10 protein-coding genes are annotated in these 13,646 nt (G+C 74.5%); 2 read left to right on the top strand and 8 right to left on the bottom strand.

Annotated elements, in window-relative coordinates:
• Positions 1–10 precede the first annotated feature (10 nt).
• The gene (locus C8K30_RS22850; RefSeq protein ID WP_108495178.1) at positions 11–1,075 is read right to left on the bottom strand and encodes a LacI family DNA-binding transcriptional regulator; all 1,065 of its coding nucleotides are present in this window, start codon (positions 1,073–1,075) and stop codon (positions 11–13) included.
• Between the two features lie 262 nt (positions 1,076–1,337).
• On the opposite strand from C8K30_RS22850, the gene C8K30_RS22845 reads away from it, so the two are divergent.
• Positions 1,338–3,338: a beta-galactosidase family protein gene (locus tag C8K30_RS22845; protein WP_108495177.1), complete on the top strand. Its 2,001-nt coding sequence runs from the start codon at positions 1,338–1,340 to the stop codon at positions 3,336–3,338.
• Between the two features lie 299 nt (positions 3,339–3,637).
• Here C8K30_RS22845 and C8K30_RS22840 read toward each other — a convergent pair whose 3' ends face one another.
• The 5 genes from C8K30_RS22840 to hutH all read right to left on the bottom strand — a co-directional run bounded on the left by C8K30_RS22840 (position 3,638) and on the right by hutH (position 11,795).
• Positions 3,638–5,080: an amidohydrolase family protein gene (locus tag C8K30_RS22840; protein WP_158281104.1), complete on the bottom strand. Its 1,443-nt coding sequence runs from the start codon at positions 5,078–5,080 to the stop codon at positions 3,638–3,640.
• Between the two features lie 45 nt (positions 5,081–5,125).
• Positions 5,126–6,697 (bottom strand): formimidoylglutamate deiminase, encoded by a 1,572-nt coding sequence (locus tag C8K30_RS22835; RefSeq protein ID WP_233257378.1) that lies wholly within the window; start codon positions 6,695–6,697, stop codon positions 5,126–5,128.
• Positions 6,698–6,958: 261 nt separating this feature from the next.
• Complete coding sequence (locus tag C8K30_RS22830) at positions 6,959–8,380, bottom strand: allantoate amidohydrolase (RefSeq protein WP_233257385.1); 1,422 nt, start codon at positions 8,378–8,380, stop codon at positions 6,959–6,961.
• An 86-nt stretch (positions 8,381–8,466) separates the two neighbouring features.
• Complete coding sequence (gene hutU / locus C8K30_RS22825) at positions 8,467–10,143, bottom strand: urocanate hydratase (protein WP_108495174.1); 1,677 nt, start codon at positions 10,141–10,143, stop codon at positions 8,467–8,469.
• Between the two features lie 38 nt (positions 10,144–10,181).
• Positions 10,182–11,795 carry a histidine ammonia-lyase gene (gene hutH, locus C8K30_RS22820; RefSeq protein ID WP_233257377.1) on the bottom strand — a complete coding sequence of 538 codons (1,614 nt, stop codon included), beginning with the start codon at positions 11,793–11,795 and terminating at the stop codon, positions 10,182–10,184.
• Positions 11,796–11,884: 89 nt separating this feature from the next.
• On the opposite strand from hutH, the gene C8K30_RS22815 reads away from it, so the two are divergent.
• On the top strand, positions 11,885–12,652 hold the full coding sequence (locus tag C8K30_RS22815; protein ID WP_108495173.1) for an IclR family transcriptional regulator: 768 nt from the start codon (positions 11,885–11,887) through the stop codon (positions 12,650–12,652).
• 36 nt (positions 12,653–12,688) lie between these two features.
• On the opposite strand, the gene C8K30_RS22810 is transcribed toward C8K30_RS22815, so the two are convergent.
• Complete coding sequence (locus tag C8K30_RS22810) at positions 12,689–12,973, bottom strand: SHOCT domain-containing protein (RefSeq protein WP_108495172.1); 285 nt, start codon at positions 12,971–12,973, stop codon at positions 12,689–12,691.
• A gap of 31 nt (positions 12,974–13,004) precedes the next feature.
• Entirely contained in the window at positions 13,005–13,454 is a 450-nt protein-coding gene (locus C8K30_RS22805; RefSeq protein WP_108495171.1) for a DUF6325 family protein, read from the bottom strand.
• Positions 13,455–13,646: the final 192 nt, after the last annotated feature.

Raw genomic sequence — 13,646 nt, 5'->3', positions numbered from 1 at the left:
CTGCCAGGTACTACTCCTGCCGTGGGGGTGCGGTGCTCGCGCGGATCTTGAGCTCCACCGGGACCACCTCGTGCAGGTCTTCCGCATCGCTCCCGGCCCCGGGACCGCCCGCCTCGCGGGCCGCCGCAGGGGCCGTCGTCGCCCGGACCTGCTCAAGCAGCCGGCCCACGAGCCGCCGGCCGATCTCGGCGAAGTCCTGCACCACTGTCGTCAGCGGGGGCCAGAGGTACTCGGCCAGGAGGATGTCGTCGAACCCGACCACCGAGACGTCGCGCGGCACGGCCCGGCCGGCCTCGTGCAGGGCGCGGAGCACTCCGGCGGCCATCTCGTCGTTGGCGCAGAACACGGCCGTGACCTCGGGGTCCGCGACGAGCCGGCGTCCGGCGGCGTACCCGGAGCCCGCCGTCCAGTCCCCCTCCACGACCTCGGGCACGGGGCGGCCCGCGGCGGCGAGCGTGGCGCGCCACGCCTCGGCCCGCAGCTGCGCGGGCGCCGAGTCCGCCGGCCCCGCGACGTGGTGCACCGTGCGGTGCCCCAGGTCCAGGAGGTGCTGGGTGGCGCGAAAGGCGCCGTCGGCCTGGTCGGCGGCGACGGCGGGGTGGTGGCCGACGAACCGCGAGTCGGACACCACGACGGGCAGGCGGAGCGGCAGCGCGAGCGTGTCCGGCGTGGCGGGCTCGGCCCGCACGATGATCAGCCCGTCGATGGCCTGGTGGGAGAGCCTCGTGGCCGCGGCGGAGACGACGTCGGAGGACGGGCTCTCGACGTCGACCAGCGTCACCGTGTAGCCCTGGTCGCGCGCGGCCTCGACCACCGCCTCGACGGTGCGCGACTCGCCGGTCCGGGCGAGCCGGTGGGCGATCATGCCGATGGTCCGGAAGCTGCCGTAGCGCAGCGCCCGCGCAGCGCTGTTGGGCGCGTACCCGAGCTGCGCCATCGCAGCGAGCACCCGGTCGCGGGTCGCGGGACGCACGTTGTCCAGCCCCATCGACACCCGGGAAACTGTCTGCGTGGACACCCCGGCAAGCGCGGCGACGTCGGCCAGTGATGGTCCTCTACCTTCCACAGCACCCACCTCCTCGTGGCGAAATGACGCGCCCTACCAGCGGCTTGACACCTCGTAGACTCACGAGCACTGTAGGCCCCGCCACCATGTTCACGTCAACACGTTTACGCCGGCGGCGTGGGCACGGTAGCCCGAGTACGTGAAGGACGACGGCGGGGCCTCCCCGCCGTCGTCCCTTGTCCCCGACCGGACCTCTCTGCCGCACGTCTCCACTGCACCAGCCCCGCCGCACGATCCCTACCGCACGACTGCACACCCCGAGGAACCACATATGCCCACCTTCGACATCGGCACCGAGGACTTCCTGCTCGACGGCCGCCGAATGCAGGTCGTCAGCGGCGCGCTGCACTACTTCCGTGTGCACCCCGACCAGTGGGCCGACCGGATCCGCAAGGCCCGGCTCATGGGCTTGAACACCATCGAGACCTACGTCCCGTGGAACTTCCACGCGCCCGAGCCCGGGGTGTTCGACCTCACCGGGCGGCGCGACCTGGGCCGGTTCCTCGACCTGGTGGCGGCCGAGGGCCTGAACGCGATCGTGCGGCCGGGGCCCTACATCTGCGCGGAGTGGGACGGCGGCGGGCTGCCCGCCTGGCTGTTCGCCGACGCCGCCGTCGGCGTGCGCCGTCACGAGCCGCTCTTCCTCTCCGCGATCGGCAAGTACTACGCGAACCTGCTGCCGCTGGTGGCCGAGCGTCAGGTGACGCGCGGCGGCCCGGTGCTCATGGTGCAGGTGGAGAACGAGTACGGCGCCTACGGCGACGACCCCCTGCCGGAGCGGCAGAAGTACCTGCGCGCGCTGGTGGACCTGACGCGCGACCAGGGCATCGACGTGCCGCTGTTCACCTGCGACCAGGCGGACGACGAGATGCTCGCCCGCGGCGGCCTGCCGGAGCTGCACAAGACGGCGACGTTCGGCTCGCGCAGCACCGAGCGGCTGGAGATCCTGCGGCGGCACCAGCCCACCGGCCCGCTGATGTGCATGGAGTTCTGGAACGGCTGGTTCGACTCGTGGGGGCTGGAGCACCACGTGGCGCCCGCCGAGGCGAACGCCGCCGACCTGGACGACCTGCTCGCGGCCGGCGGGTCCGTGAACCTCTACATGTTCCACGGCGGCACCAACTTCGGGCTGACGAGCGGCGCCAACGACAAGGGCATCTACCGGCCCATCACGACGTCGTACGACTACGACGCGCCGCTCGCGGAGGACGGTACGCCGACCGCCAAGTACTGGGCGATGCGCGAGGTGATCGCGCGGCATCTGCCTGTGGCGGACGTCGAGTGGGTCGGGGATGTGGCGGGCTCGGCGGTAGCGGGCTCCGGGGTTACGGGCTCGGGGGTCGCGGGCTCCGGGGCCGCGGACTCCGGGGTCACGGACTCCGGGGTCACGGACTCCGGCGCCGCGCCGGTCTTCGACGTCGCCCTTACCGCGCGCGTCCCGCTGCCCGACGCGCTGCCGGGGCTGCTCCGCGACGAGCTGCGTTCGTTCGCCTCCGTGCCCACCACCGACGACCTGGAGCTGTGGTCGGGCTTCGCGGTGTACCGCACCGCGATCCGGGCCGACGACGCCGTGCTGAGCGTCGGCGAGGTGCGCGACCGTGCCGTCGTCCTGGTCGACGGCGAGCAGGTGGGCGTGCTCGACCGCGGCTCGCACACGTTCGCCGTCGCGCTCCCGGCGCGAGCGGGCGAGCTGACGCTCCTGGTCGAGGACCAGGGGCGGGTCAACTACGGGCCGCGGATCGGCGAGCCCAAGGGCCTGATCGGGCCGGTGCGGACCGCGGTGCGCACCCTCGACGAGTGGGAGGCGGGCGCGCTCCGGGTCGAGGACGCGCCGGAGCTGCTGCGCGCGGCGCTGGACGCCGCCTCAGCGGCTGCGGCAGTGGCCGACGGCGCTGCCGGGGCCGGGAACACAGCGGTGGCTGACGGCGCCGCCGGGACCAGGAACCCATCGGTAGCCGACGGCGCCGCCGGGTCCCGGAACGCGGCGGTGACCGACGGTGCTGCCGGGGCCGGTCTGCACCGCGGCACGTTCGACTCGGTCGCCGGGGCCGACCACTTCCTGCGCCTCGACGGCTGGACCAAGGGCCTGGCCTGGATCAACGGCGAGCTGCTGGGCCGCTACTGGAGCCTCGGTCCCACGCACACGCTGTACGTGCCGGGGCCGCTGGTCCGCGACACGGGCAACGAGCTGGTGCTCCTGGAGCTGCACGGCGCCGCAACCACCCGGGCCTCGTTCGTGGCAGGCCCGGCCCTGGGCATCACGGAGCAGTAGGGGCGGCTCTGGCCCGGGTCACAGTGCCCGCCGTCGAACGTAGGCCCAGTCGCTCTATAAGGGCTCATAAGGCGACCGGGCCTACGTTCGACGCCGCCCAGGGCATGAGTTCGGTCGCTTGCGTGGGCCCAACTCTTGAGTTCGGTCAGTTGCTTCAGGATCGGTCCATCGAAGGACCGATCCCGGAGCAACTGACCGAACTCAGGTTGAGCAGCCCCGCAACGGACCGAACTCAGGCCCAGCACCCCCATCCCCGACCGAACTCTGCGAGCGGGCTCGGGTGTGACCGGCGGTCAGGTTCAGGTGCGGGCGCCGTCCTTCCAGACCTGGGACACCAGCGGCACTCCCGGGCGGTAGGCCAGGTAGGTGTGGCTGGGCGCGTCGAGCACGGTCAGGTCGGCGCGGGCTCCGACCCGCAGGTGGCCGACGTCGTCCCGGCGGAGTGCCGCGGCACCCCCCGCCGTCGCCGACCAGAGGGCCTCGGCGGGGCTCATCCGCATCTCGCGCACCGCGAGCGCCACGACGAACGACATGGACGACGAGTACCCCGAGCCTGGGTTGCAGTCCGTGGCCAGCGCGACCGGCACACCCGCGGCGAGCAGCCGGCGCGCGTCCGGGTAGGGCGACCGAGTGGAGAACTCGACGGCCGGCAGCAACGTCGCCACGGTGCCGGGCCCGCTGTTGGTCGGCCCACTGAGCCCACCGCCGGTCAGCCCACCCGGCCCACCGCCAGTCAACCCACCCGGCCCGCCTTCGGTCGGCCCACCCGGCCCAGTGCCGGTCAGCCCACCCGGCCCGCCGGAGGCCGGCCCACCGAGCGCGCCGCCCGCCCCGGCAGCCGAGGTCCACGACCCGGCCAGCGCCTCGACGTCGGCGTCGGACAGGTGGGTGCAGTGGTCAACGCTGGCCGCTCCGACCTCGACCGCGAGCCGCACCCCCGGGCCCGCCGAGAGCTGGTTGCCGTGCACCCGGGCGCTCAGCCCCGCACGCAGCCCGGCAAGCAGCACCGTCCGGGCCTCGTCCTCGTCGAAGGCGGTGGGCGCCGCGGGCTCGCAGAAGACGTCGATCCAGCGGGCGTGCGGCGCGCAAGCCGCGAGCATCGGCCCGGTCACGAGGCCGATGTACCCGGCCCGGTCGTCGGCGTACTCGGCCGGGACGGTGTGGGCGCCGAGGAACGTCGTCTCCGGCGTGAGCTCCCGCGCGATCCGGAGCGTGCGGGCCTCGGTGGCGACGTCCTGGCCGTAGCCGCTCTTGATCTCGACGGTGGTCGTGCCCTGCGCGAGCATCTCGCGCACGAGCGCCCGGCCGCGCGCCCGCAGGGCCTCCTCGCTGGCGGCGCGCGTCGCGGCCACCGTGTTGGCGATGCCGCCGCCGGTGTACGGCTCGCCGGTCATGCGCGCCGCGAACTCCGCGGCGCGGTCGCCCGCGAACACGGTGTGCGAGTGCGAATCCACGAACCCCGGGAGCACGCACCGCCCCTCGAGGTCGACGGCGGTATCCGCAGCAGGCGCCGACGACGCCGGCCCCGTCCAGGCGATCCGCCCGTCCTCCACGACGACGGCGGCGTCCGGCACGACGCCGAGGCCGTCAGCGCCCGAACCGTCCGACCTCGCAACCGCCGAACCCGAACCCGCGCCCGCGCCCGCGCCCGCGCCCGCGCCCGCGCCCCGAGCGTCCGACCAGCCCCCGTACACCGGGTCGTTGGTGACCAGCTCGCCGATGTTCGTCAGCAGCACGCTCATGCTCTGCTCCCTCATGGTTATTGGTTGTGGGCGCGACCGTTGCGACTACGAGTCCGTTCTGGGCGCAACGGTCGCGCCCACAGCCAAGGATTCAGCGGCCGACCAGGTTTCCTCGATCGCCTCGGCGAGCATCCGCGCCACGTCCCCGGCCCGGTGCTCACCGCCCCGCACCACGATCTCGCCGCCCGCCACGACGTCGGACACGTCCGCCGCACCAGCCACCAGGACCACCTGCGCGGGATCGATCCCGGCCGTGCGCACCGTGTCGAGGCGCACCGCGACCAGATCGGCGGGCGCGCCCACCGCGATCCGCCCCGCCAGAGGCCTGCCGAGCGCGGCGTGCCCGGCCGACGTCGCCAGCTCGACCAGCGTCGCCGGGTCGAACGCCCCGCGCCGCCCGGTCGCGAGCCGCTCGTGCTCCTCGACGCCACGCGCCTCCGCGAGCACGTCGGCGCCCACGTGCTGGTCCGTGCCGACCGACAGCGGGCTGCCCGCCCGCAGCAGCCGGAGCCCGGGGGCGATGCCGTCGGCGAGGTCGCGCTCTGTCGTCGGGCAGAGGCAGACGCCCGTGCCCGAGGCGCCGAGCAGCGCTACGTCGGCGTCGGTCAGGTGTACCGCGTGTACTGCTGTGGTGCCTGGGCCGAGGGCTCCGGCGTCGTGCAGGAGCCGCGTCGGGGTGACGCCGAACGCGGCGAGCGCCGCCTCGTTCTCCCCAGGCTGCTCGGACAGGTGGACGTGCAGCGGCGCGCCGGCCTCCCGCGCCCAGCGGGCCACCGCCGCCAGCTCCGGCGGCGCGACGGCCCGCACCGAGTGGGCGGCGGCGCCGACGAGCACCCGGTCGTCGTCGGCCCAGGCGGCGCGCAGCGCGTCCACGCGGCGCGCCCACGCCTCGACAGTGCCGTCGCCGAAGCGCGCCTGCTCGGGCGCGAGCGGCTTGTGACGTTCCGGGCCGACACCTGCGGCGTCAACGCGCGTGGTGCCGAGGCCGCCGTGCAGATAGCACGTGTCGAGCAGCGTGAGGTGCACCCCGGCGTGGCGCGCGGCGGAGCGCAGGGCCTCGGCCATCGCGTTCGGGCCGCCCTCGGCCGCGGGGTACGGCGTCCCGTCGGCGCGGTGGTGCACGTAGTGGAACTCGCCGACGGCGGTGGTGCCGCCGAGCGCCATCTCCGCGAAGACGGCGCGCGCGAGCCGCTCGTACCGCTCCGGGGTCAGGGCCGCGGCCAGCGCGTACATGCCCTGGCGCCAGGTCCAGAACGATCCGCCGTCGGCGTGCGTCCGCCCGCGCAGCGCGCGGTGGAACGCGTGCGAGTGCGCGTTGGCGAACCCGGGGAGCACCACCCCGCCCAGCCGCACGTCGCCGCCCGACGCCGGCACGCCGGGCTCGACGCCGACGATCCGCCCCTCGGCGACCTCGACCCGCACCGACTCGACGACGCCACCCGGCGCTCCCGCCTCGGCGCCGCCCGGCGCTCCGGCCACTGCGCCGCCCGGCGCTCCGGCCAAGACGTCGCCGGGCGCTCCGGCCATTGCGCCGCCGGGCGCTCCGGCCATTGCGCCGCCGGGCGCTCCGGCCAAGGCGTCACCGGGGAGCCATACCCGCTCGCACCAGAAGCTCATTCGACTCTCCTTCCCGCTGTTCTGCGGTTCGCCCGCCGAACCGCAACCTGATGTTCTATCGAGTTGCCGAACCGCAACGACACGCCGGTGTCCGTCGGCGCACCGGCGTGTCGTTGCGGTTCGACGAACGCGTGCACCCGTTAGTTGCGGTTCGGTGGGGCCGATGCCACATCAGGTTGCGGTTCGGGGCGAGGGACCGCGGCACCAGCTTGCGGTTCGACACCCGACCGACGAGACCCGTGCGCACCAACGGAGACGGCATCATCGTTCGAGAATGGGTGAGGACGGGGCGGTCGGCTCGGTGAGCAGATCGGCCAGGACGGCGGTCAGGGCGCGGACCCCGGCATCGCAGTCGGCCTCCTCCGCGAGCTCCGCCGGGGAGTGGGAGATCCCCGTCGGGTTGCGCACGAACAGCATCGCGGTGGGCACGCCGGCGGCGGCGAAGGTCCCGGCGTCGTGCCCGGCGCCCGTGCCGATCACCGGCGCGGGCAGGCTGGAGCCCGGCCGCCCGACGACGTCGGCGAGCCGTGCGGCGAGCGCCGGGTCGAACACGGTGGCGGGCGTCCAGGACTCCTCTACGGGCTGCCACTTAGCCGGCCCGCCGCCGGCGGGGCCGCCGGATCCCGCCGAACGTAGGCTCGGTCGCCCTACAGTCGCCGAACGTAGGCTCGGTCGCTCTATGGGGCCTGTTCCGGCGACCAACCCTACGTTCGACACATCGGGCGGTCCGGCCAGGTCAGCCAGGACCGTCCGGACCGCATCCTCAGACTCCGCTCGGGCGTCGATCCAGGCGCGGACGCGGGACGGGATGGCGTTGACGCCGTTCGGCTCTACCTGGACCTTGGCCAGCGTCGCGAGCGCCCCTGCGTGCTCGGCGGCCGCGCGGACGTCGGTGATCAGCCGCGCGAGGTCGAGCATCGGGTCGTGGCGGTGGGCCAGCGGCGTCGTGCCCGCATGGTTGGCCTCGCCCGCGAGGTCGACGCGCCACCGGCCGTGCGGCCAGATCGCGGCGCCGACCGCGACCGGCGCCGCCTCGTCCGACGGCAGGTCGGCGAGGTAGCGGCCCTGTTCCACGTGCAGCTCGACGAAGACGCCGACCCGCGCGAGGGCCTCGGGGTCGCGGCCGTAGTGCTCTAGCCGCACGCCCCCGGCGATACCGCTGGTCGAGCCACCGCCGGTCGAGGCCGCCGAGCCCCCGCGACCGACCCGGGCCAGCACGTCCGCGAGGCTGTCCCCGGCTCCGTCGCGCAGCGCGAGCAGCCGGTCGGCGCCCACGGTGCCGGTGACCGCCCGCGAGCCGAGGCAGGCGAGCCCGAACCGGGCGCCCTCCTCGTCGGAGAAGTTCACGATCCCCAGCGGACGCACGGGCGCGACGCCGGCCGCCCGCAGCGCGTCGAGCGCCGCGAACGCGCTCGCCACTCCGAGCGGGCCGTCGAACGCGCCGCCGCCGGGCACCGAGTCGAGGTGACTGCCGGTCACGACGCCGGGCCCGTCGGCGTCGGGGTCGCCCCACCACGCCCACTGGTTCCCGGCGCGATCCACCACGAGGGACAGGCCGCGCGCGGCCGCCTCGGCGGCGAACCACTCGCGCAGCGTCAGGTCGTGCGCGGTCCAGGCGAACCGCTCGTACCCGCCCGACGGCGCCCGCCCGACGTCGGCGATCGCCTCCAGCAGCCGCCCCACCGCCGTCGTCCCGTCGGGCCCCGACGCAGCTCCGCCGGACGCCGCCACCGGCAGCCCGGCGAACGCGCCCCCGGAGCCGGATCCGGTCACGGCGTCTCCCGCATCGGCACGCGCAGCCCGCCGCGCTCGGCGGCCTTGACGGCGTCGTCGTACCCGGCATCGACGTGCCGGAGCACGCCGGTCGCGGGGTCGTTGGCGAGGACCCGCGCGAGCTTCTCGGCGGCCAGCGGCGTCCCGTCCGCCACGGACACCTGCCCCGAGTGGAGCGACCGCCCCATGCCGACGCCGCCGCCGTGGTGGATCGAGACCCACGTGGCGCCGGAGGCGGTGTTCATCAGGGCGTTCAGCAGCGGCCAGTCGGCGATCGCGTCCGAGCCGTCCGCCATCGACTCCGTCTCCCGGTACGGGGAGGCCACGGACCCGGAGTCCAGGTGGTCGCGCCCGATGGCGAGCGGCGCGGAGATCTCCCCGGACGCGACGAGCTCGTTGAACCGCAGTCCGGCGACGTCCCGCTCCCCGTGCCCGAGCCAGCAGATGCGGGCGGGCAGCCCCTGGAACGCGACCCGGTCCTGGGCGGCGCGGATCCAGCGGCCCAGGTGGTCGTTGTCGGGGAAGAGGTCGAGCACGGCCTTGTCGGTCACGGCGATGTCGGCCGGGTCCCCGGACAGCGCGGCCCAGCGGAACGGCCCCTTGCCCTCCGCGAACAGCGGGCGGATGTAGGCGGGCACAAACCCCGGGAAGTCGAACGCCCGGCCGTACCCGCCGAGGCGGGCCTCGTCGCGGATCGAGTTGCCGTAGTCGAACACCTCGGCGCCCGCGTCCTGGTAGCCGACCATGCCCTCGACGTGCCGGGCCATCGACTCCCGCGCCCGGTCCGTGAACCCTTCCGGATCCTTCTCCGCGAGGTCGGCCCAGTCCTCCAGCGCGACGCCAGACGGCAGGTACGACAGCGGGTCGTGCGCGGAGGTCTGGTCCGTGACGATGTCGATCTCGACCCCGCGGCGCAGCAGCTCCGGCACGACGTCGGCCGAGTTGCCGACCACGCCCACCGACAGCGCCCGGCGCTCCTTCTTCGCCGCGAGGGCCAGCGAGACCCCCTCGTCCAGCGACGACGCGACCACGTCCAGGTAGCGCGTCTCGACGCGCCGGTGCAGGCGGGCGGGGTCGACGTCGACCACCAGGCACACGCCCCCGTTCAGGGTGACGGCCAGCGGCTGCGCGCCGCCCATGCCGCCGCAGCCGCCGGTCAGGGTGAGCGTCCCGGCGAGGGTGCCGCCGAACCGCTTGACCGCCACCGCCGCCAGCGTCTCGTACGTGCCCTGCAGGATCCCCTGCGAGCCGATGTAGATCCACGACCCGGCAGTCATCTGCCCGTACATGGTCAGACCGAGCTGCTCCAGGCGGCGGAACTCCGGCCAGTTCGCCCAGTCCCCCACGAGGTTCGAGTTCGCGATCAGCACGCGCGGCGCCCACTCGTGCGTCCGCAGCACGCCCACCGGGCGGCCCGACTGCACCATCAGCGTCTCGTCCTCGCGCAGGTCCGTCAGCGAGCGGACGATCGCGTGGTAGCTCGGCCAGTCCCGCGCGGCCCGGCCGGTGCCGCCGTAGACGACCAGGTCGTCGGGCCGTTCGGCCACCTCGGGGTCGAGGTTGTTCATGAGCATGCGCAGCGGGGCCTCGGTCTGCCAGCTGCGGGCGGTCAGGGTGGTGCCGCGCGGGGCGCGGACGGCGACGGGGGTGCCCCGGTCGTACGGCTGGTTCATGGTTGCGTCTCCAGTCAGGGGTACGGGTTCGGTCAGGTTCAGTCGAGGTGTCCGACGGCGGCGGAGGCGGCCGTCTCGATCTGGCCGGTCGCCACGAGCTGCACCACGTGCTCGATCTCCGGGGCGAGGTAGCGGTCCGGTCCGGGTCCGGGCACAACGGCGCGGACGGCGTCGTACACAGCGCCCGTGCCCGCCGCGGGGGCCTCCGCGCGGAAGTCGAGGGCCCGCGTGGCCGTGAGCACCTCGATGGCGAGGACGCGCGTGAGCCCGTCCACGGACCGGCGGAGCTTGCGCGCCCCGGCCCAGCCCATGGACACGTGGTCCTCCTGCATGGCGGAGCTCGGGATCGAGTCCACGCTCGCGGGCGCGGCCAGGCGCTTCATCTCGGAGACGATCCCGGCGGCCGTGTACTGGGCGATCATGTGGCCCGAGTCGACGCCGGGGTCGTGCGCCAGGAACGCGGGCAGGCCCTCGGAGCGGGAGACGTCGAGGAACCGGTCGGTGCGCCGCTCGCTCATGCTGGCCAGGTCGGCGGCAGCGATGGCGAGGAAGTCCAGCACGTACGCGACCGGCGCCCCGTGGAAGTTGCCGTTGGACTCCACGCGCCCGTCGGCGGTCACCACCGGGTTGTCGATCGCGGAGGCCAGCTCCCGGCCCGCCACGGTGGCGGCGTGGTCCAGCGTGTCGCGGGCGGCGCCGTGCACCTGGGGGGCGCAGCGCAGCGAGTAGGCGTCCTGCACGCGGGTGCACGCGGGGTTTCCGGCGTCGTCCAGCTCGCGGTGGCTCGCCATGATGGGCGAGCCCGCCAGGATCCGGCGCATGTTCGACGCCGACGCCGCCTGGCCCGGGTGCGGGCGCATGCCGATCAGGTCCTCGGCGAACGGCGCGTCCGAACCGAGCAGGGCCTCGACGCTGAGCGACGCGGCGACGTCGGCGGTGGTGAGCAGGCGCCGCAGGTCGTGGATCGCGAGGCAGAGCATGCCGAGCATGCCGTCGGTGCCGTTGATGAGGGCGAGCCCCTCCTTCTCGGCCAGGACGACGGGAGCGATCCCGGCGTCGGCGAGGGCCTGGGCGGCGTCGACCAGCCCGCCGTCGGCGTCGTGCACCTGCCCCTCACCCATGGCGGCGAGCGCGACGTGCGCGAGCGGCGCGAGGTCGCCCGAGCAGCCGAGCGACCCGTACTCGTACACGACCGGTGTGATGCCGGCGTCGAGCATCGCTGCGTAGGTCTGCGCCAGCACAGGGCGGGCGCCGGTGTGGCCGGTGACGAGGGTCGCGAGGCGCAGGAGCTGCAAAGCCCGCACCACCTCGGTCTCGACCTCGGGCCCGGACCCGGCGGCGTGCGAGCGCACGAGGCTGAGCTGGAGCTGGGCCCGCATCTCGGCGGGGATGTGGCGGCGGGCGAGCGCCCCGAACCCGGTGGAGACGCCGTAGTGCGGCACGGTGTCGTGGGCGAGGGCCTCGATGACGGCGCGGCTGGTCGCCATCCGGGCCAGTGCCGTCTCGTGGATCTCGACCGTCGCGCCGTGGCGGGCGATCGCGACCACCTGTTCGACGGTCAGCGGCGTGCCGTCGAGGACGACGTGCCGGGGCAGGTCAGGGTCGGCCGCGGGGGTGGGCGGCGTCGTTCCCGCTTCGTGCAGGGTGCTCATGCGCTCATCGAACCTCGCCGCGGGCCCCGTCGCGCGGCCGGGAGCGGCGATAGAGTCTGGGATACCAGACAGTTCACGGGGAGGAAACAGTGGCCGGCAGCAGCGCCGTTCCCGCGGCCCGCACAACCGCCCGGCTGCTCACGTTCATCGCGGCGCAGCCGGGGCCGGTGCCGGCGGGCGCCATCGCGCACGGCATCGGGGTGCCGCGTTCCACCGTCTATCACCTGCTGTCGGTGCTGCGCGACGAGGGGTTCGTGCGGCACTTCCCCGACGAGCGCCGCTACGGCCTGGGCCTGGCCGCCCTCGGCCTGGGCAGCGCGTACACGCGGCAGGCGCCGCTCACCCGGCTGGCCGCCCCGGTGGTTGCCCGCCTGGTGGAGACCGCTGGCGAGAACGGGCACCTCGCGGTGCTCAACGGCCGGGAGGTCCTGTACCTGGTGGAGCAGCGTGCGGCGGGTCGCCCGCCCCTGGTGACCGACGTCGACGTCCACCTCCCGAGCCACCTCACCGCCAGCGGGCGGGCCGTGCTCGCGCTGCTGCCCCCGGCGCAGGTGCGCGCCCTGTACCCGACGCCGGGATCCTTCACCGACCTCACCGGCTCCGGCCCGCGCACGCTCCGGGAGCTGCGGGTGGTGCTGCGCTCGGCCCGGGCCCGGGGCTTCGCGGTGGAGGACGGCGAGGTCACCGCAGGCTTCGCGTCGGTGGCCGCCGCCGTCGTGGACCACACGGGGCGGCCCGTGGCGGGGCTGGCGGTGACGTTCCGCTCCGACGCGTACGACGACGACGCGCGGGTCGGGCTCGCGGAACAGGCGACCCGGGCGGCGCGGGAGGTCAGCCGACGGCTCGGCGCCCGGTGACGCGGGCCGCAAGCGCCTCTCGTCGTGCCGGTTCTGTCAGCCGGCGAGGATCTGCGCCTTCTGCTTCTCGAACTCGTCCGCGCTGAGCACGCCCTGGTCGCGCAGCGCGGCGAGCTGGGTGAGCTGGGCGATCCGCGCGTCCATGTCGGAGGCGGGCGGTGGTGCGGCGGGTGCGGGCGCGGGCGCTGGCGGGTAGGCCTCGGGCGGTGGCGCCTGGGCGGCCCAGCGCCCGGCCTGGCGGCGCGAGACGCGGTTGGAGACGGCGGTGGCGGTTCCCGCGACGACGGCGGTGCGTGCGACACCGCGGAGGAGTCCTGGCATGAGCGTTTACCTCTCTGGTCGGTCCGCTGCCTCAGCGGTTCTGCTCGGCGGCGTCGAGCGCGGCGAGGACGGCTTGGACGGGGATGCGGCCGCTGGCCACGAGCTGTGCTCCGCTGCGGCGTAGTGCGGTCGCGAACGGGGCGGCCCAGACGTTCTCGTAGACGAGCACGGCGGCCGTCATCCCTAGCTCGACGGCCTTGGCGGCCTCGCCGAGGTCGTCGTCGCCGAGCAGACCGGACCGCGCGCCGTCGAAGACTTCGAGATCCAAGGTGCCGTCCGGCAGCTCGTCCATCTTGATGCCGGTCAGTGTGCCGTCAAGCTCCTTGCGGATGACGACCAGGTCGAGGATCCGGACGATCCCCCGTTCCACGAGATCGACCAGGAGCGGAAACGCCTCACCGGTCATGCCCTCGTTGGGCAGCTCGACGACCAGGTAGTCGATGGGGCCGGAATCGTCCAGATCGCTGAGGTCCTGCGTCATGGTCCGTCGTCCTCTCTCCTCCTCGGCCGCGGCGCGCGGCAGCAAGGGTCTGGAGCCAGCCTGCGACGGTGGCGGGCGCTCGTCGTCACGCAGAACGCATGAACCTGGCGCACCCCGGATCATGTGATCGGTGTGATGTGGTCCGGCCCTCCGGGTGCGTCGATGGGTGAGGACGCGATCCACCATCCATCG

This window comes from Promicromonospora sp. AC04 (genome assembly GCF_003058225.1).
Classification (GTDB): Bacteria; Actinomycetota; Actinomycetes; order Actinomycetales; family Cellulomonadaceae; genus Promicromonospora.
Note: the sequence above shows the minus strand (reverse complement) of the source record. Positions and strands in the feature narration are given on the sequence as shown.